Source organism: Streptococcaceae bacterium ESL0687 (assembly GCA_029392475.1).
Lineage (GTDB): Bacteria > Bacillota > Bacilli > Lactobacillales > Streptococcaceae > Floricoccus.
Map to the genome: position 1 here is coordinate 426,840 of CP113940.1, position 19,991 is coordinate 446,830.

Below are 19,991 nucleotides of genomic sequence, written 5' to 3' on the forward strand. Positions count from 1 at the left end.
AAACTAGGGAGGATTAACTTATTTTTTAAATCAAGTTTAGGATATTTTTCTTTACTAACTTTAATTTTGTGGTACAATAAGACTTGGTTATTTGCGCCCTTTTTTTGGTTTGGAGGTGATAAATATGGCAAAACTTGACCGAGAAGAGATTGCTGTCATTAAGTCTAGCGTTAATATTGTAGATGTTATCTCCCAATATATAGCTCTGACCAAGACAGGAAGGAACTATCTAGGTCTCTGTCCCTTTCATGGTGAAAAAACTCCAAGTTTTAATGTAAATTCAGACAAGCAGTTTTACCACTGTTTTGGTTGTGGTAAGTCTGGAGATGTAATAAAATTTTTAGAAGACTATAAGCAAATAAGTTTTTTAGATAGCGTAAAAGAAGTTGCAGCATATGCAGGAATAAACTTAGAAATTGATGAAGGTCCCAAACGGGAAAATCCCCATCAGAGTTTATTTGATATTCACGCCCAGGCCAGTAAGTTTTATCATATGGTCTTAACCTCAACAGAGCTTGGGAAAAAGGCCAAGGAATATCTTTATGCCCGGGGGATTGATGATCAGATAATTGAACAATTCGGGATTGGCTTAGCCCCTGATGAACCTGATATCTTGTACCAGTTTCTAGCAAACAAGTTTGAAGAGAAGGTCTTATCTGAATCAGGTCTTTTTACTTTTACGGAGAATAAAATCTTTGATTCCTTTAGGAACCGGATAATGTTCCCCCTAGCTAATGAGCATAATCATATCATTGCCTTTTCCGGTCGTATTTGGACTGAGCAGGCAATCTATAAGAAGGAAGCCAAGTATAAGAATTCACCGGCGACCCCCATTTTTAATAAAAGCTATGAGCTCTATAATTTAAATAGAGCCAAGGCAGTAGCCAGTAAGTCAAAGGAAGTTTATTTGATGGAAGGCTTCATGGATGTTATAGCTGCCTATAAGGCTGGTGTGACTAATGTTGTAGCAACCATGGGAACAGCTCTTACAAGCCACCATGTTAAGAAGTTAGCGAGAATTGTTAATAATTTCATCCTCCTTTATGACGGGGATAAGGCAGGGCAGAATGCAGCCTATAAGTCACTTTCTCTTTTGGCTGGTAAAAAAGTTCAAATCGTTCAGGTGCCTGATAATCTTGACCCTGATGAGTATGAAAAAAAATATCCAGGTACCCTCAAAACACTGATGGAAAGAGGGAGGGTAAGTGAGACTGAGTTCTTAATTGACTACTTAAAACCTTTACCCAATGCAAATCTCGAAGAGGAAAGTAATTATTTAGATAAAATTATTCCCCTAATAGCTAGTGAATTAAGTACGGCAAGACAAAGTGCCTACCTTAATAAGCTAGAAGGTCTTCTGCCAACCTTCACCTACCAAAAACTTGAGGAATTGGTTAGAAGGCAGGAAAATACAAATCAAATTAATCAGGAGGTGCAAGCAGACTGGGAGCCTAATTTTAACAGGCAGCCGGTGCATGCTCCAGTGAGAATTGTGCAGGAGGAATACTCTCCCAAACTCTCCCGATTAGAAAAAACAGAACAGTATTTGCTTCAAAGGTTAATCTCCCATCCTTATTTATTAAATGAAATAATGGATGATGAAGACTTTTCCTTTAGGCATAAAAATTACCAGAGGCTTTTTGAAGCAGTCCTTCTCCAGTATATGTCCCTTGAAAGGATAGATGAAACCCAGTTGGTTCATAGCCTACCAGAGGATTTATCCAATCTGTGGTATCAGATGAAATCCCTTAACTTACCCAAACAACTTGCCAAGGAGGAAATAAAAGATGTCCTTAAGGCATTTGTTAGGGAAAATAAGCTTTTGAAGCTTGAGGATTTAAAAAAACAGCTGGATGTTGCCAAAAAGACTGGTAATTTAGAAAAAGAAATGGAACTTACCCTAGAGTTTATAAAACAAAAGAAACTTTTAGACTAAGGAGATAAATTTGACAACTAAGAAAAATGTAAAAAAAGATGTAACAAGTGTTGATATTGCTATCGCAAACTTTATCCGAGCTCACAAGGCTGAAGGAATAGTTGTTGATGATGTCCTAACTAAAGATTTAGTAGCAAGTCTAGAACTTGAAGCTGATAAAATTGATGATGTCCTTCAAAGGGTTCAGGACGCTGGAATTTCAATCGTTGATAAGGACGGAAATCCAAGTTCAATGGCTCTTAAGGATGATCCAAATCTTGGTCAAGAATCAGATGAGGATTTAACAGCAGCAGCTGGTGTTAAAATCGATGACCCAGTTCGTATGTACCTTAAGGAAATCGGACGAGTTTCCCTTCTAACTATGGAAGAAGAAACAGCTCTAGCTGAAGCTATTGTGGCAGGTGATGAATTTGCCAAACAAAGCCTGGCTGAAGCCAACCTTCGTCTGGTTGTAAGTATCGCTAAACGTTATGTAGGACGCGGTATGCAGTTCCTTGATTTGATCCAAGAAGGTAACATGGGTCTTATGAAGGCTGTTGAAAAATTTGACCATACTAAGGGATTCAAGTTTTCAACTTATGCGACTTGGTGGATTCGTCAGGCCATTACTCGTGCCATTGCCGACCAGGCTCGTACCATCCGTATCCCAGTTCACATGGTTGAAACAATCAACAAATTAATCCGTATCCAACGTCAACTACTTCAAGACCTTGGCCGCGAACCAACCCCAGAAGAAATTGGTGAGCAAATGGATATGGCGCCAGACAAGGTTCGTGAAATCCTCAAAATCGCCCAAGAGCCAGTTAGTCTAGAAACTCCAATCGGAGAAGAAGACGACAGCCGCCTTGGTGACTTCATTGAAGATGAGGTTATTGAAAACCCTGTTGACCATACAACTCGTGTTATCTTGCGCGAGCAACTTGACGAAGTTCTAGATACTCTAACTGACCGTGAAGAAAATGTTCTTCGCCTGCGTTTTGGTATCGATGACGGTAAAATGCGTACCCTTGAAGAAGTGGGTAAGGTCTTTGATGTAACCCGTGAGCGTATCCGCCAAATCGAGGCTAAAGCCCTTCGTAAACTACGCCACCCAAGCCGCAGCAAACGTCTGAAAGACTTCCTATAATTTTTACCTGATAAAGGCTATAATCCAAAGGAGAAAATAAAATGGCTGATAAATATACTACAGAAGAAGTTGAAGCAATCAAGGATAAAATCCTTACTGCCCTTGAATCAGTAATTGACCCAGAGCTTGGGGTTGATATTATCAACCTAGGCCTTGTATACGAAATTTCTTTTGAAGACAACGGCTTCACAGAAATCAAGATGACCCTAACAACTATGGGTTGCCCTCTGGCTGATATCCTAACTGATCAAATTCATGACGCCCTAAAAGAAGTACCAGAAGTTACCGAATCAGAAGTAAAACTAGTTTGGTATCCAGCCTGGACTGTAGACAAGATGAGCCGTTACGCTCGTATTGCTCTTGGAATTAGATAAATATAAGAAGAACACCGCTATTTATATTAAAAAGTAGTGGTGTTTTTCTTATTGTAATAATTATTATTGGAGGATTTTATGTCATTTACTACCTACTATATGAATGAAAAGAAGGTTTATGAGCTAGCTTTATTAATTAATAATAAGCGTACTACCGAAGAGCGTACTACTGAAGATAAGAGCAATGGGGCCAAGGGAAGTGGAAATGCTGATATTCAATTCCAAGTACCATTCCTTGGGAATTTGGGCCCAAAAGTGAAAGGAGAGGGCGAAATAACACGCTCATCGGGACAACGAAGGGAGGAGTTATCTAAAATAATCTATTCTCAATCAATTCTTCTGCGCGAAGTAGTGAATAAATCCGTTGAAAAACGTAACTTGTCCGAAGCACATGAAGGAGATCTTGTAAAAATTAGAAATGTGGAAATAAGTCTTACTAACGCTAATGATATTACAGGAATCAATATTCTAACTGCAGGTGTGCTTAGTAACCTCAATGAAAGTATAGATATAAACAAAATCTTAGAGGTATTTTTAAAAGATAGTTCCTATGTTTTTGAGGGATCTTCCTCAACTGAAAAAATAATGTTCAATATTCCTCTCACACTTGAAGGAGAACTGGAAAATAATCATCATATGTCTGAATTGGAATTGGGAAGATTCACTCTTGTAGGAATATATAAGGGAAAATATCAAAAGAAGCGTATTGAAGAGAAATTGAATAGAATTTCGTATTTGAATAGTCTAAATCAACAAAATTTTTCACAGGATAAGGCGGCTAACGTGCAAATAGAAAAAGAGAGCGATTGGAAAACCAATCAGCATGAAATTTCCTCTGGGGAGGAAGAAGTACATTATCTAGATATAATTTCAGTAATTCAAGAGAGCAAATTTTTAAAATAGGGGACAATTTTGAAAAAGATATTTGGATATAGTAAAATAAATCGCAAAAAAGCAATTTCGCAGTTAGAGGGAGATTTAGATAGGCCGATTGAATATTTAAAAATTGATAACTTGAGCCAAAATGTCATAGAGACTCTCGATTTAGATTACATAGTTTATGACCTAAGTAGTTTAATAGTGGAGTCCAGCCAAAGCTGTGAAATAATTGAGACTTTTCTGCAATTGCTCCAGAGTGATGAACAATATGTATTTGTGGTGGAGCGCTTAATTTTTGATAAATTGAAATATTCCTTAAAAGGGGAAGATATAGAGTTTGAAATCTTGGAAGAAAAACTTGGAATAAAAACATCTGGCAGAATTCTGGATCTCGGCGAGGCGCAGTTGGATGATTTGGAAAGTAAATTCAGTAAGTTATTGATAGGGCACCCATATTTTAAAAAACGATTATTTGAAGAACTTCGAAAGTTTAGATTATTCAATTTTATAGATGACCAGGATTTAGTTTCTTGTCTAATTTTAGGTGAAAGTGGGATAGGAAAAACTGAGGCAGGGCGAATTTTATCGAAAGAACTCAATCCGAATTCTGGGATAATAAAAATAAATTTGGGGAATTATAGTGGACAAGAGTCTCTCTCTAGTTTAATTGGGAGTCCACGTGGTTATAAAGGAAGCGAAGAGGGAGAATTATCATCTAAAATTTTAAATAATAGTTCCTCTGTAATTATTATTGATGAATTTGAAAAATCCAGTGGGGCGGTAAAAAATTTTTTCTTAGAACTCCTAGAAGACGGTAAATTCACGGATTCACTGGGAAGAGAATTCGATTTAAGCGGCTATATAATTATTTTTACCTCAAATTCCTCGGAAAATGAACTCTTAAAACATTTTTCTCCGGAGCTCCTTTCGAGATTTAACCTAATATTTGAACTAACTCCTCTATCCTTAGAAGAAAAACAAAACTGGGGGATGAATTTTGAGAAGATTACTATTACTAAGATCATAGAAAAATATCCGGGTGCAAAATTAAAGTACTCAGATTTATCTGTAATAGATGAAATAAATTGGTCCAGAGCTAATATTCGCAACTTGAAAAATGAAATAAAGAATAAAATAGCGGCTAAGTACTATGAAATAATAGATAAAGATAAATAGGAGGAGCTAATTTATTGTTTTTAGAATCCTATCTATAATATAACGGGAAGGTCTGCGTAAATTGCCCTTTGAGCATTATTTTTCCATCTCCTTTCAAAAACTCTTGAAATACTTCCTGAAAGCTTTTTCTGCAATAGTTTAGCCCTTCAAAATTACTCCAATCTGTAACCAAAAAGTAACTTACGAGGAAAATTTTTTTATGATAGACTGGCAAGGTTGTTTAAAGAATAAAAATTTTAAGGAGTTATTTTATATGCCAGAAAATAAAAAACAAGGAATCTTTTTCACAGTTATCATGTGCCTTTTAATGGTTACAGGAATGAGTGTTTATAATTTACTTCTTCACGGGGACTTGTCGACCGGGAATTTTTTAAAGGGTCTTGTCCCAGGATTTATCGTGGCCTTTTTCTTGGATGTTGTAGTTGTGGGACCTATTGCTAAGAAAATAGCCTTCAGTTTACCTTTCGTTGATAAAAATAAAAAAATCCAACTTATCCTTTCAATCTCAACCTGCATGGTTCTTGGAATGGTATCATTCATGTCTATTTTTGGGATTGTTATTGAAGCAGGATTTTCGTCTCTAAATTTTAGCAGCTACCTTAAGGCTTGGGGAATGAACTTTATCATGGCCTTGCCCCTCCAACTGCTAGTAGTAGGGCCTATCTCACGCGCCCTACTTTCACAATTAAAAAGTAAAAATGTTTTGTAAGCCTAAAGGATCTTGAATGATCCTTTTTTTATAGAAAAGAAAATTAATTAGTCTTGTAAATTTAGTTAAATATTTTACAAAAATTTAAGTTAATCGGTTGACATGTTTATCCAAATAGTATATTCTATATTTAAGAAAACGTTTTCTTTAAAAATAATCAACCAGGATAAATATTTTTTTGGCCTATATATTAATCGGTTGACATACGTGAGGAAGTTTATTTATTATGAAATCGTCGAAAAGTTTTAATCAACTGAAAAATCCATCTTATTTACAGAGTTCGACTACCATGTTCCTATTTTTCGCATCATGGGGAATCTGGTGGAGCTTTTTCCAACTATGGTTAACATCTAAGAGTAATGGTTTAGGGCTATCAGGAAGTCAGGTAGGTACCATTTTCTCAATCAACTCTGTTGCTAGTTTAACACTTATGTTCATCTACGGAACAATTCAGGATAAGCTCTTTATTAAAAGACATTTACTTATCTTTAACGCAGTTTTAGCAGCTCTTATAGCACCGTTTTTCATCTATGTCTACACTCCTTTGATTCAAGATCACTTCATGATTGGAGCTTGGGTAGGAGCAATCTTCTTATCAGCAGCCTATCTGTCTGCCGTGGGTATTTTAGAGGCAACAACAGAGCGTTTCTCTAGGGTCTTCGGTTTTGCTTATGGTCAAGCCCGTGCTTGGGGATCATTTGGATATGCCGTATCAGCCCTAGTTGCCGGTTTCTTATTTGTAAAAAATCCACAGCTTAACTTCTGGGGTGGATCAATTATTGGGGTAGGACTTCTTCTTGACTTAATCTTCTGGAGACCAAAGGAAGAAAGAGAAGCAGTTAAAGCCATTGATGAATTGAAAAATGATAATTCATCACCAAAACTTAAAGATACATTTGCTCTTTTAAAAATCCCAATGCTTTGGCAAGTCATTTTCTTTGTAATGTTCTCTTGGACTTTCTACAATGTATTTGACCAACAAATGTTCCCGGATTTCTACACCAACCTATTTTCTACTGATGCTATCGGTCAAAAAACTTACGGAACTCTTAACAGTATCCAGGTTTTCGTTGAAGCAATCATGCTAGGTCTTGTGCCAATCCTTATGAAAAAAGTTGGAGTAAGAAAAACTCTTCTTTTAGGAACTACAATCATGTTCCTACGTATCGGTCTTTGCGGATTTGTAACTAACCCGATTGCCGTATCAGGAATCAAAATGCTTCACTCTTTAGAAGTACCATTATTTACCCTATCTATCTTTAGATATTTCACCCTCCACTTTAATACAAAACTATCAGCAACTCTTTATATGATTGGTTTCCAAGTGGCAGCCCAAATTGGACAAGTAATTCTATCGACTCCACTAGGTATGCTTAGAGACCACATTGGTTACAGTGGAACCTTTAAAATTATCTCACTAATTGTTTTAGTAGCCGCTATTTACGGATTCTTCATCCTAAAAGGTGATAATGAAGATGTTAATGGTCAACCTTTAGCAGATTAAAAATTATAAGAAAAGAAAGAGGAAAAAATTATGACAACAACTACAACAACTCAAGAATTTGTACAAATTACTGACGAACGTTTCCGCCTAGGTTACCACGTAGCTGCAGCAAATGGTTGGATTAATGATCCAAATGGATTCTGCTACTTTAAAGGTTACTACCACATTTTCTACCAACACCACCCATACTCAGAAAACTGGGGACCAATGCACTGGGGACATGCAAGGAGTAAAGATTTAATCCACTGGGAAACTCTTCCAATTGCGCTAGCTCCAGATACTGAAGGAATCGATGAAGGTGGATGCTTCTCAGGTTCAGCAATTGTTAAAGATGACAAACTTTACCTAGTTTACACTGGTCACCACTACTACGGAGACGGAGATCCTGAACACTTCTGGGAAAACCAAAACGTAGCCGTATCTGAAGACGGAATTAAATTTGAAAAAATTGCCCAGAACCCAGTAATCTCATCAGCACCAGAAGATAGTACTCACCACTTCCGTGATCCTAAAGTTTGGCAAGAGGGCGAAGACTTCTACATGGTTCTTGGAAACCAAAACAAAAAAGGTCTTGGACGTGTAATCATTTACAAATCACAAGATTTAATCGACTGGACTTACCTAACAGACATTAGCTATGCTGAAAGTGTTGAAAAAGAAGGATTTATGTGGGAATGTCCTGACTTCTTTACAATTGACGGTAAAGACATCCTTCTAACATCTCCTCAAGGAATTAAGGCTCAAGATGAAAAATACCGTAACCTTTTCCAAACAGGATACTTCGTTGGTAAAATGGATGAAAACCACAAGTTTAACCGCGGTGAATTCACAGAACTTGACTTTGGTCATGACTTCTATGCAACTCAAACAGCCCTTGCACCTGACGGACGCCGTTTAGTCTTTGCTTGGATGGCTATGTGGGAAAGTGACATGCCAGAAAAAGCTGACGGATGGGCTGGAGCTCTAACATTCCCAAGGGAATTAAGCCTTCACGGGGACAAACTATTCATGAAACCTGTTAGAGAAATTAAAGACCTAAGAACTGAAGAATTAGTTAAGGCTTCAATCAACTCAACAGAAGTTAACCTTCTTGAAGGACAAACGAATAGTGCTGAAATTAGAGCTGACTTTAAAACAGAAGGATCATTTGAGCTTAATTTACAGGATGAGCAAGCAAATGTTCTAATGAACCTAAACTATGACCAAGCTAATGGTAAATTTACCCTTAAACGTGTTGACCGTGAAGGTGACGACCGTTTTGCAAATCTTGAAGTTAACAAAAATGAATATGACCTTCATATCCTAGTTGATACAAGTTCAGTTGAAATTTTCATTAACTCTGGTGAGGTTGTCTTTACTGAACGCTTCTACATTGAAGGAAACCCAACAATTTCCCTAAAAGCTGCTACAGAGATTTCAGGTGAATACGTAACTTACCAACTAGATAACAAAGCAATTGACTACAAGATCAAATAAAATATCTTAAAAAGATTAAATATCTGCCTGTACATGGGCAGATATTTTTTGTTATACTTTGAAAAAATAAAAAGGAAGTAATATGAAACCTAAATTAGAAGATGTAGCCCGCCTGGCAAATGTTTCTAAAACGACAGTATCAAGAGTCTTAAACAAGAGAGGCTACCTGAGTGAAGAAACCATCGAAAAAGTTTACCAGGCCATGCAGGAATTAAATTACCAACCCAATATAGTCGCAAGACAGCTTCATAAGCAAAGAACAGATATTATCGGTTTACTTTTTCCAGTTGTAAGTAATCCCTTTTTCGGAGAATTAATCGAAGAACTTGAAAAGAAGCTTTATCAAAAAGGCTATAAGGTACTAGTCGGAAATTCCCTTAATGATTCTGATAAGGAAAGTGACTATTTAAATCAACTTCTGACCAGACAGGTTGACGGCTTAATTGTTGGAACCCATAATACTGGAATTAAGGAATATAAATACAATAACCTTCCCATCGTAGCCATTGAAAGAACCTTGAGTGACGACATCCCTGTCGTAGAATGTGATAACTATGCAGGTGGTGTTCTTGCTACCAATTACTTATATGATCAAGGTGCGCGTTATATCATTCATACAACAGGAAAAAGCATTCTCGATATGCCAAGTGATTTGAGGCATTTAGCCTATAAGGATACCATGATTGATTTGGGCCTTCCTCCCAGAGCCTACTCCGTTTATTTCGAACTTGATATAGAAGAGAAGAAGAAGGTAATCAAAGACATGCTTGATGAAAATCCTCAGGTAGACGGAATTTTTGCGGGAAATGATGTCGAAGCAGCCATGATCATTGATATAGCCCGTAAAGGAGGGAAAAGAGTACCTGAAGACCTTAAAGTCATCGGTTTTGATGGAACAAAAATCTCAAGGATTCTTCAACCTAATCTACCAACTATTATCCAGCCGATTGAAGAGATGGCCGAAAAAGCAATAGAGCTCTTGGAAAAAAGAATACAGGGTGAAGAGGTTGAAAAAGAAGTAATCCTTCCAATAAGCCTTTATTTGGGTTAGTTTAAATTTTTTATTAAAGATAAGATAAAATTTTAATCTTTATATAAAAAATGGGTATAAATTTTTGACAATTTTAAAAAGATTCTGATAATATTGTAAAACAGTCGCCATAACCAGATAGAAATTTTTCTATCCAAATTAGAAAACGGAGGATTAATATGATAAGATCAGATGATAGCTGCTATTTTGAAGAATTGTTCAAAGAATTTATCCCAATTATTGTAAATGAAATGAAAAGAATCCGTATCACTTTGTGGGATAAGGATGATTACTACCAAGAGGGAAGGATTATTTTGGCTAAACTTTTAGAACTAGAGCTTGAGGTCTCAGTTTTATTTAGTTATTTCAAAACAAAATACAACCAGCATCTAACTGATACTTACCGCAAGCAAGAAGCTGAAAAAAGAAAATTTAATGAACAGGCCTATTTAGATGTCCACGAGTATGGTGATTTGATAGCGACCAATAAGGCAATGAGTGTTTGCGATGAGGTTTCCTCATTGATTGATTTAAAAGAATTTGTAAAAACACTCACGGAAAAAGAGTTTCAAATAATGCTCATGGTGATCAAAGGTGACAAATGCAGTCCTAATGCAAAGAGTAGATTGAAGAAAAAAATGAAAGAGTTCTTAAGTCAAAGATACTAAGCGTGGGCTCAGATTAACTAATACCTACGGGATTTTTTCCTGTAGGTATTTTTTTTAATTTTTTTCAAAAAAAGCGTTGACAATTATTCAAAAGATTGATAAACTAATAACACTGTCAAGGGCAGGTCAACTTATTGTGATTTAAGACTTTGAAAAAAGTTAAAAAAACATGTTGACAGAGTGTCCTATAGATGGTAAACTAACAAAGTTGCTTGAGGGCAACACTTAGTTAATTAATCCAGTTAAATAACTAAGAAAAAAGTTAAAAAAGTAGTTGACAAAGACTTCTAGTCATAGTAAACTATAAAAGTTGTCTGAGGGCAACAGCTTAAAACTTGAGTCAAAAAAACTTTAAAAAAGTAGTTGACAAGTAAAACAAGTTTTGATAAACTAATGAAGTTGTCTCGCAAGAGATGACGATAGACCTTTGAAAACTGAACAAAGCAAAACGAACCAAATGTGCAGGGTGAATGTTTAAACATTCAACTGTCAATTTTGACAATAAATAAAGCAACAAAAGCGAGCTAGTGACTCTTAAGAGTCTGCTCATAATTTATATGAGAGTTTGATCCTGGCTCAGGACGAACGCTGGCGGCGTGCCTAATACATGCAAGTTGAGCGCTGAAATCTGGTACTTGTACTAGATGGATGAGCAGCGAACGGGTGAGTAACGCGTGGGTAACCTGCCTTATAGAGGGGGATAACTACTGGAAACGGTAGCTAATACCGCATAACACTTAGTATCACATGATACAGAGTTGAAAGTGCCAATTGGTACACTATGAGATGGACCCGCGTTGTATTAGCTAGTTGGTGAGGTAAAGGCTCACCAAGGCGATGATACATAGCCGACCTGAGAGGGTGATCGGCCACACTGGGACTGAGACACGGCCCAGACTCCTACGGGAGGCAGCAGTAGGGAATCTTCGGCAATGGACGAAAGTCTGACCGAGCAACGCCGCGTGAGTGAAGAAGGTTTTCGGATCGTAAAACTCTGTTGTAAGAGAAGAACACCAGTGATAGTGGAAAGATCACTGGCTGACGGTATCTTACCAGAAAGCCACGGCTAACTACGTGCCAGCAGCCGCGGTAATACGTAGGTGGCAAGCGTTGTCCGGATTTATTGGGCGTAAAGCGAGCGCAGGCGGTTCATTAAGTCTGATGTAAAAGGCAGTGGCTCAACCATTGTAAGCATTGGAAACTGGTGAACTTGAGTGCAGTAGAGGAGAGTGGAATTCCATGTGTAGCGGTGAAATGCGTAGATATATGGAGGAACACCGGAGGCGAAAGCGGCTCTCTGGACTGTAACTGACGCTGAGGCTCGAAAGCGTGGGGAGCAAACAGGATTAGATACCCTGGTAGTCCACGCCGTAAACGATGAGTGCTAGATGTTCGGGGGTATCCACCCCTGAGTGTCGCAGCTAACGCATTAAGCACTCCGCCTGGGGAGTACGACCGCAAGGTTGAAACTCAAAGGAATTGACGGGGGCCCGCACAAGCGGTGGAGCATGTGGTTTAATTCGAAGCAACGCGAAGAACCTTACCAGGTCTTGACATACGAGTGCTATCCCTAGAGATAGGGAGTTCCTTCGGGACACTCGATACAGGTGGTGCATGGTTGTCGTCAGCTCGTGTCGTGAGATGTTGGGTTAAGTCCCGCAACGAGCGCAACCCCTATTGTTAGTTGCCATCATTAAGTTGGGCACTCTAGCGAGACTGCCGGTAATAAACCGGAGGAAGGTGGGGATGACGTCAAATCAGCATGCCCCTTATGACCTGGGCTACACACGTGCTACAATGGGAAGTACAACGAGTCGCAAGCCGGTGACGGCAAGCTAATCTCTTAAAGCTTCTCTCAGTTCGGATTGTAGGCTGCAACTCGCCTACATGAAGTCGGAATCGCTAGTAATCGCGGATCAGCACGCCGCGGTGAATACGTTCCCGGGCCTTGTACACACCGCCCGTCACACCACGAGAGTTTGTAACACCCGAAGTCGGTGAGGTAACCGTAAGGAGCCAACCGCCTAAGGTGGGATAGATGATTGGGGTGAAGTCGTAACAAGGTAGCCGTATCGGAAGGTGCGGCTGGATCACCTCCTTTCTAAGGAAAATACGAGGATACCTGCACATTTAGTTTTGCATTGTTTAGTTTTGAGAGGTTTATACCTAAAACAAGATATATATCTTCTCAAAGAAGATTGGGGCCTTAGCTCAGCTGGGAGAGCGCCTGCTTTGCACGCAGGAGGTCAGCGGTTCGATCCCGCTAGGCTCCATAGGTAGTTGAATGACTACCAATCGATCATTGAAAATTGAATAATTTCTAATATAACAAAGAAATAAACCGAAAATGCTGTGATTTAAAGAGTTTAAAAACGAAGAAATCAAAACTTATAACTGAATTTAATAATTCAAAATTAAAGGTTAAGTTAATAAGGGCGCACGGTGGATGCCTTGGCACTAGGAGCCGAAGAAGGACGTGACTAACTACGATATTTCACGGGGAGCTGTAAGTAAGCGATGATCCGTGAGTTTCCGAATGGGGAACCCAACATCTAATGGATGTTATCCATACATGAATACATAGTGTATGAGAAGGAAGACGCAGTGAACTGAAACATCTAAGTAGCTGCAGGAAGAGAAAGCAAATGCGATTTCCTGAGTAGCGGCGAGCGAAACGGAAGAAGACCAAACCAAGGGACTTGTCCCTTGGGGTTGTAGGACTGCAACGTGGACTTACATTTTATAGAAGAATTACCTGGAAAGGTAAGCCAGAGAGAGTAATAGCCTCGTAATCGAAATAGAATGTATACCTAGCAGTATCCTGAGTACGGCAAGACACGAGGAATCTTGTCGGAATCCGGGAGGACCATCTCCCAAGTCTAAATACTCCCTAGTGACCGATAGTGAACCAGTACCGTGAGGGAAAGGTGAAAAGAACCCCGGAAGGGGAGTGAAATAGCACCTGAAACCGTGTGCCTACAACAAGTTCGAGCCCGTTAATGGGTGAGAGCGTGCCTTTTGTAGAATGAACCGGCGAGTTACGTTATGTTGCGAGGTTAAGATGAAGAGTCGGAGCCGTAGCGAAAGCGAGTCTTAATAGGGCGCTTTAGTAACATGATGTAGACCCGAAACCATGTGACCTATCCATGAGCAGGTTGAAGGTGAGGTAAAACTCACTGGAGGACCGAACCAGAGTACGTTGAAAAGTGCTTGGATGACTTGTGGATAGCGGAGAAATTCCAAACGAACTTGGAGATAGCTGGTTCTCTCCGAAATAGCTTTAGGGCTAGCGTCGTAATTTAAATGTCTTGGAGGTAGAGCACTGTTTGGGTGAGGGGTCCATCCCGGATTACCAATCTCAGATAAACTCCGAATGCCAATGACATATGTACGGCAGTCAGACTGCGAGTGCTAAGATCCGTAGTCGAAAGGGAAACAGCCCAGACCACCAGCTAAGGTCCCAAAATATATGTTAAGTGGAAAAGGATGTGGGGTTGCACAGACAACTAGGATGTTAGCTCAGAAGCAGCTACCATTCAAAGAGTGCGTAATAGCTCACTAGTCGAGTGACCCTGCGCCGAAATGTACCGGGGCTAAACATATTACCGAAGCTGTGGAATTACTTTTTAAGTAATTGGTAGGAGAGCGTTCTATACAGCGCCGAAGGTATACCGTGAGGAGTGCTGGAGCGTATAGAAGTGAGAATGCCGGTATGAGTAGCGAAAGACAGGTGAGAATCCTGTCCACCGTAAGACTAAGGTTTCCAGGGGAAGGCTCGTCCGCCCTGGGTTAGTCGGGACCTAAGGAGAGGCCGAAAGGCGTATCCGATGGACAACAGGTTGATATTCCTGTACTAGATATTATAGTGATGGAGGGACGCAGTAGGCTAACATGTGCCAGTTAATGGATTCTGGTCTAAGCAGTGAGGTGTAGTATGAGTCAAATGCTTGTACTTCTAACATTGAGCTGTGATGGGGAAGCGACTAAGGTCGCGAAGTATGTGATGTCACACTGCCGAGAAAAGCTTCTAGCGTTTAAATAATATCTACCCGTACCGCAAACCGACACAGGTAGTCGAGGCGAGTAGCCTCAGGTGAGCGAGAGAACTCTCGTTAAGGAACTCGGCAAAATGGCCCCGTAACTTAGGGAGAAGGGGCGCTGACTTTAAGTCAGCCGCAGTGAATAGGCCCAAGCGACTGTTTATCAAAAACACAGCTCTCTGCTAAATCGTAAGATGATGTATAGGGGGTGACGCCTGCCCGGTGCTGGAAGGTTAAGAGGAGTGCTTAGCGTAAGCGAAGGTATGAATTGAAGCCCCAGTAAACGGCGGCCGTAACTATAACGGTCCTAAGGTAGCGAAATTCCTTGTCGGGTAAGTTCCGACCCGCACGAAAGGCGTAACGATTTGGGCACTGTCTCAACGAGAGACTCGGTGAAATTTTAGTACCTGTGAAGATGCAGGTTACCCGCGACAGGACGGAAAGACCCCATGGAGCTTTACTGCAGTTTGATATTGAGTATCTGTACCACATGTACAGGATAGGTAGGAGCCTATGATTCATGCACGCCAGTGTATGATGAGGCGTTGTTGGGATACTACCCTTGTGTTATGGCTACTCTAACCCGCACCATTAATCATGGTGGGAGACAGTGTCTGACGGGCAGTTTGACTGGGGCGGTCGCCTCCTAAAAGGTAACGGAGGCGCCCAAAGGTTCCCTCAGAATGGTTGGAAATCATTCATAGAGTGTAAAGGTATAAGGGAGCTTGACTGCGAGATCTACAAATCGAGCAGGGACGAAAGTCGGGCTTAGTGATCCGGTGGTTCCGCATGGAAGGGCCATCGCTCAACGGATAAAAGCTACCCTGGGGATAACAGGCTTATCTCCCCCAAGAGTTCACATCGACGGGGAGGTTTGGCACCTCGATGTCGGCTCGTCGCATCCTGGGGCTGTAGTCGGTCCCAAGGGTTGGGCTGTTCGCCCATTAAAGCGGCACGCGAGCTGGGTTCAGAACGTCGTGAGACAGTTCGGTCCCTATCCGTCGCGGGCGTAGGAAATTTGAGAGGATCTGTCCTTAGTACGAGAGGACCGGGATGGACTTACCGCTGGTGTACCAGTTGTTCTGCCAAGAGCATCGCTGGGTAGCTATGTAGGGAAGGGATAAGCGCTGAAAGCATCTAAGTGCGAAGCCCACCTCAAGATGAGATTTCCCACCAATTATTGGTTAAGAGCCCTGAAAGATGATTAGGTAGATAGGCTAGAAGTGGAAGTGTGGTGACACATGTAGCGGACTAGTACTAATCGCTCGAGGACTTATCCTAAAATAAGAGTCAAGCAACATTTGAAGTTGTTTCGAGTTATAGAAGAAATTATTCAATTTTGAGTGATCGAAAGATTACAAACAAGTTTGGTGCTTATTGCACGAGAGATACACCTGTTCCCATGTCGAACACAGAAGTTAAGTCTCGTTACGCCGGAAGTAGTTGGGGGTTGCCCCCTGTGAGATAAGGTAGGCGCCAAGCGAATTGGGAGTTTAGCTCAGCTGGGAGAGCATCTGCCTTACAAGCAGAGGGTCAGCGGTTCGATCCCGTTAACTCCCATAAACAATTTGTAGGTCCCGTAGTGTAGCGGTTATCACGTCGCCCTGTCACGGCGAAGATCGCGGGTTCGATTCCCGTCGGGACCGTTAAGCGAAAGCTTAAAGTATGAAGACTCGTTAGCTCAGTTGGTAGAGCAATTGACTTTTAATCAATGGGTCGCTGGTTCGAGCCCAGCACGGGTCATACGCGGATGTGGCGGAATTGGCAGACGCACTAGATTTAGGATCTAGCGCTTAACGGCGTGGGGGTTCAAGTCCCTTCATCCGCATAAACTTCAGATTCATGCCAATAGGAATCTGATATCAGCCGGCTTAGCTCAGTTGGTAGAGCATCTGATTTGTAATCAGAGGGTCGCGTGTTCAAGTCATGTAGCCGGCATTTAAAAGATTGCGAACGTAGTTCAGTGGTAGAACATCACCTTGCCAAGGTGGGGGTCGCGAGTTCGAACCTCGTCGTTCGCTTTAGATACCCAAGCCGGGGTGGCGGAACTGGCAGACGCACGGGACTTAAAATCCCGCGGTGAGTGATCACCGTACCGGTTCGATTCCGGTCCTCGGCATTAATTTAATAATAAGCACCCTTAGCTCAACTGGATAGAGTACCTGACTACGAATCAGGCGGTTAGAGGTTCGACTCCTCTAGGGTGCATTGGTAATAATATCTAAAAGATAAATACGGGAAGTAGCTCAGCTTGGTAGAGTACTTGGTTTGGGACCAAGGTGTCGCAGGTTCGAATCCTGTCTTCCCGATTGATATTATTATCATAATGGCGGCGTAGCTCAGCTGGCTAGAGCGTCCGGTTCATACCCGGGAGGTCGGGGGTTCGATCCCCTCTGCCGCTATATTTTTAAAAACTTTGTAGGACCTTTAGCTCAGCTGGTTAGAGCTCTCGGCTCATAACCGAGTGGTCGCAGGTTCGAGTCCTGCAAGGTCCATTAAAGTAATTGGCTCGGTAGCTCAGTTGGTAGAGCAATGGATTGAAGCTCCATGTGTCGGCGGTTCGATTCCGTCTCGCGCCATTAATTTAATAAGCGGGTGTAGTTTAGTGGTAAAACTACAGCCTTCCAAGCTGTTGTCGCGAGTTCGATTCTCGTCACCCGCTTTGAACAAGTAACTTGTTCATACCACAATTTAACAAATATGTTAAACTTGGGCGCGTAGCTCAGCTGGTTAGAGCGCACGCCTGATAAGCGTGAGGTCGGTGGTTCGAGTCCACTCGTGCCCATACTTCATTTTATTATTGAAGTTATTGGAGAAATTTATTATAATATTCTCATGGGGAAGTACTCAAGAGGCTGAAGAGGACGGTTTGCTAAATCGTTAGACCGAGAAATCGGTGCGGGGGTTCGAATCCCTTCTTCTCCGTCATTGCTATTGGATAGTGTATCCAATAGCTTTTTTTGTGTAAAAAGAGTAAAATTGTCTTAGATATTATTTAATTTTAAAGTAAGTTTGTGAGGTGATTTATGATTGATAGGGTTGATACTAATAAGTTTGTTCTCCATTCAAAATATGAGCCAGCTGGAGATCAGCCCAAGGCCATAGAAGAGTTAGTTGAAGGTGTTGAAAATGGGGAGAAGGCACAAGTTTTACTGGGTGCAACAGGTACCGGGAAAACTTATACCATGAGTCAGGTGATTCAAAAGGTCAATAAACCAACCTTGGTTATTGCCCATAATAAGACACTGGCAGGTCAGTTGTACGGAGAGTTTAAGGAATTTTTTCCGGACAATGCTGTTGAATACTTTGTAAGTTACTATGATTATTATCAGCCAGAAGCTTATGTTCCTTCCAGTGATACCTATATTGAAAAAGATAGTTCTATAAATGATGAAATTGATAAATTGCGTCACAGTGCTACGTCTTCTTTATTAGAAAGAAATGATGTAATTGTAGTAGCATCTGTTTCCTGTATCTATGGTTTGGGTAATCCAGATGAATACCAAGATAGTGTTGTAAGTTTGAGACCAGGTCAAGAATTATCAAGGGATATGCTTTTAAATAGCTTAGTCGATATTCAATTTGAACGAAATGATATTGATTTTCAAAGGGGACGCTTTAGAGTTCGGGGAGATGTGGTTGAAATTTTTCCAGCCAGTCGTGATGAGCATGCCTTTAGGGTTGAGTTTTTCGGAGATGAGATTGACCGGATAAGGGAGATTGATGCATTAACTGGTCATGTTTTAGGACAGGTTGATCACCTGGCAATTTTCCCAGCCACTCACTTTGTTACTAATGAAGATCACATGGAAGAAGCAATTTCACGGATAAATCACGAACTTGAGGACCAACTAAAGGTTTTCGAGAGTGAGGGTAAACTGTTAGAGGCTCAAAGGTTAAAACAAAGGACTGAATATGATGTCGAGATGCTTAGGGAGATGGGTTATACCAATGGGGTAGAAAACTATTCTAGGCATATGGAGGGTCGAGCTGAAGGGGAGCCGCCTTATACGCTGTTAGATTTCTTTCCAGATGATTTTTTAATCATGGTTGATGAGTCACATGTTACCATGCCACAAATTAGAGGGATGCATAATGGTGACCGTTCAAGAAAGCAAATGCTTGTTGATTATGGTTTTCGTCTACCTAGTGCCTTGGATAATAGGCCGCTTAAGCTTGAAGAATTTGAAGAACATGTTCATCAAATTATTTATGTTTCAGCAACACCTGGTCCCTATGAGGCTGAGCAGACTGAAACCATAGTAGAACAAATCATTCGACCAACAGGACTTCTTGACCCAGTAGTTGAGGTTCGTCCAATTATGGGGCAGATTGATGATTTACTAGGTGAAATCAATGAGCGGGTTGAAAAAAATGAGCGGGTTTTTGTTACTACTCTGACTAAAAAAATGGCAGAAGATTTGACCGATTACTTTAAGGAGATGGGAATTAAGGTAAAATACCTCCACAGCGATATTAAGACTCTAGAAAGAACCGAGATTATCCGTGATTTAAGGTTGGGAGTTTTTGACGTCCTTATAGGAATTAACCTCTTAAGAGAAGGAATTGATGTTCCTGAAGTATCCCTTGTAGCTATTTTAGATGCAGACAAGGAAGGATTCCTGAGGGGAGAACGTAGTCTAATCCAGACCATTGGGCGTGCTGCTCGTAATTCAAATGGTCTTGTTATTATGTATGCTGATAAGATGACTAAAAGCATGGAGATTGCCATTGATGAAACTGCAAGACGGAGAAAGACCCAGATTGCTTACAATGAAGAGCACGGAATAACACCTAAGACCATCATTAAGGAAATTCGAGATAATATTGTAATTACTAGAAAGAATGATGAGGGCGAGGTAGAGGAAGTTGTTGATTATTCAGAAATGAATAAGAGGGAGAGAAATCTTGCTGTTAAAGAATTGGAAGGTCAAATGAATCAGGCAGTTGAACTTTTAGACTTTGAACTAGCGGCACAAATTAGAGATACCATTCTTGAAATAAAGGCCATGGATTAAAAAATATGAATAATTATGCAAATGTTGTTGACTTATAAAAAAATATATGTATAAT

The 19,991-nt window shown here is 40.5% G+C and carries 11 protein-coding genes, 16 tRNA genes and 3 rRNA genes; all 30 read left to right on the plus strand.

Annotated features, from left to right (window positions below; all coding sequences use genetic code 11):
• Nucleotides 1-124 precede the first annotated feature (124 nt).
• Nucleotides 125-1,936, plus strand: a complete 1,812-nt coding sequence (dnaG, locus tag OZX60_02225; protein WEV45583.1) for a DNA primase — start codon at nucleotides 125-127, stop codon at nucleotides 1,934-1,936.
• 10 nt (nucleotides 1,937-1,946) lie between these two features.
• Complete coding sequence (gene rpoD, locus OZX60_02230) at nucleotides 1,947-3,062, plus strand: RNA polymerase sigma factor RpoD (protein ID WEV45584.1); 1,116 nt, start codon at nucleotides 1,947-1,949, stop codon at nucleotides 3,060-3,062.
• Nucleotides 3,063-3,103: 41 nt separating this feature from the next.
• Nucleotides 3,104-3,436, plus strand: coding sequence for a metal-sulfur cluster assembly factor (locus OZX60_02235; protein ID WEV45585.1), 333 nt, complete (start codon nucleotides 3,104-3,106; stop codon nucleotides 3,434-3,436).
• Nucleotides 3,437-3,514: 78 nt separating this feature from the next.
• Nucleotides 3,515-4,339, plus strand: a complete 825-nt coding sequence (locus tag OZX60_02240; GenBank protein ID WEV45586.1) for a hypothetical protein — start codon at nucleotides 3,515-3,517, stop codon at nucleotides 4,337-4,339.
• Between the two features lie 9 nt (nucleotides 4,340-4,348).
• A complete protein-coding gene (locus OZX60_02245) occupies nucleotides 4,349-5,491 on the plus strand; it encodes an AAA family ATPase (GenBank protein ID WEV45587.1) in 1,143 nt (380 codons plus the stop codon).
• Between the two features lie 253 nt (nucleotides 5,492-5,744).
• Nucleotides 5,745-6,200 (plus strand): DUF2798 domain-containing protein, encoded by a 456-nt coding sequence (locus OZX60_02250; protein WEV45588.1) that lies wholly within the window; start codon nucleotides 5,745-5,747, stop codon nucleotides 6,198-6,200.
• Between the two features lie 226 nt (nucleotides 6,201-6,426).
• A complete protein-coding gene (locus OZX60_02255; protein ID WEV45589.1) occupies nucleotides 6,427-7,704 on the plus strand; it encodes an MFS transporter in 1,278 nt (425 codons plus the stop codon).
• Between the two features lie 30 nt (nucleotides 7,705-7,734).
• A complete protein-coding gene (locus tag OZX60_02260) occupies nucleotides 7,735-9,180 on the plus strand; it encodes a sucrose-6-phosphate hydrolase (protein ID WEV45590.1) in 1,446 nt (481 codons plus the stop codon).
• Nucleotides 9,181-9,262: 82 nt separating this feature from the next.
• The gene (locus OZX60_02265) at nucleotides 9,263-10,231 is read left to right on the plus strand and encodes a LacI family DNA-binding transcriptional regulator (GenBank protein ID WEV45591.1); all 969 of its coding nucleotides are present in this window, start codon (nucleotides 9,263-9,265) and stop codon (nucleotides 10,229-10,231) included.
• A 158-nt stretch (nucleotides 10,232-10,389) separates the two neighbouring features.
• Complete coding sequence (locus OZX60_02270; GenBank protein WEV45592.1) at nucleotides 10,390-10,878, plus strand: hypothetical protein; 489 nt, start codon at nucleotides 10,390-10,392, stop codon at nucleotides 10,876-10,878.
• 553 nt (nucleotides 10,879-11,431) lie between these two features.
• A 16S ribosomal RNA gene (locus tag OZX60_02275) occupies nucleotides 11,432-12,979 on the plus strand.
• 99 nt (nucleotides 12,980-13,078) lie between these two features.
• Nucleotides 13,079-13,151, plus strand: a tRNA-Ala gene (locus OZX60_02280).
• Nucleotides 13,152-13,297: 146 nt separating this feature from the next.
• A 23S ribosomal RNA gene (locus OZX60_02285) occupies nucleotides 13,298-16,199 on the plus strand.
• Between the two features lie 85 nt (nucleotides 16,200-16,284).
• Nucleotides 16,285-16,400: ribosomal RNA gene (gene rrf / locus OZX60_02290) — 5S ribosomal RNA — on the plus strand.
• Together the 16S, 23S and 5S rRNA genes with 16 tRNA genes alongside form the textbook arrangement of a ribosomal RNA operon.
• A 5-nt stretch (nucleotides 16,401-16,405) precedes the next feature.
• Nucleotides 16,406-16,478, plus strand: a tRNA-Val gene (locus tag OZX60_02295).
• A gap of 13 nt (nucleotides 16,479-16,491) precedes the next feature.
• A tRNA-Asp gene (locus OZX60_02300) sits at nucleotides 16,492-16,564 on the plus strand.
• Nucleotides 16,565-16,588: 24 nt separating this feature from the next.
• Nucleotides 16,589-16,661: transfer RNA gene (locus OZX60_02305), tRNA-Lys, on the plus strand.
• 3 nt (nucleotides 16,662-16,664) lie between these two features.
• A tRNA-Leu gene (locus OZX60_02310) sits at nucleotides 16,665-16,746 on the plus strand.
• A gap of 37 nt (nucleotides 16,747-16,783) precedes the next feature.
• Nucleotides 16,784-16,856, plus strand: a tRNA-Thr gene (locus OZX60_02315).
• Nucleotides 16,857-16,867: 11 nt separating this feature from the next.
• Nucleotides 16,868-16,939 (plus strand) — tRNA-Gly (locus tag OZX60_02320).
• A 12-nt stretch (nucleotides 16,940-16,951) separates the two neighbouring features.
• Nucleotides 16,952-17,037 (plus strand) — tRNA-Leu (locus tag OZX60_02325).
• Between the two features lie 15 nt (nucleotides 17,038-17,052).
• A tRNA-Arg gene (locus tag OZX60_02330) sits at nucleotides 17,053-17,126 on the plus strand.
• Between the two features lie 27 nt (nucleotides 17,127-17,153).
• Nucleotides 17,154-17,227, plus strand: a tRNA-Pro gene (locus OZX60_02335).
• Nucleotides 17,228-17,246: 19 nt separating this feature from the next.
• Nucleotides 17,247-17,320 (plus strand) — tRNA-Met (locus OZX60_02340).
• A gap of 19 nt (nucleotides 17,321-17,339) precedes the next feature.
• Nucleotides 17,340-17,413, plus strand: a tRNA-Ile gene (locus tag OZX60_02345).
• Nucleotides 17,414-17,424: 11 nt separating this feature from the next.
• Nucleotides 17,425-17,497, plus strand: a tRNA-Phe gene (locus tag OZX60_02350).
• Between the two features lie 12 nt (nucleotides 17,498-17,509).
• Nucleotides 17,510-17,580: transfer RNA gene (locus OZX60_02355), tRNA-Gly, on the plus strand.
• Between the two features lie 49 nt (nucleotides 17,581-17,629).
• Nucleotides 17,630-17,703: transfer RNA gene (locus OZX60_02360), tRNA-Ile, on the plus strand.
• Nucleotides 17,704-17,755: 52 nt separating this feature from the next.
• Nucleotides 17,756-17,843 (plus strand) — tRNA-Ser (locus OZX60_02365).
• A 101-nt stretch (nucleotides 17,844-17,944) separates the two neighbouring features.
• Entirely contained in the window at nucleotides 17,945-19,936 is a 1,992-nt protein-coding gene (uvrB, locus tag OZX60_02370) for an excinuclease ABC subunit UvrB (protein ID WEV45593.1), read from the plus strand.
• Nucleotides 19,937-19,991 lie beyond the last annotated feature (55 nt).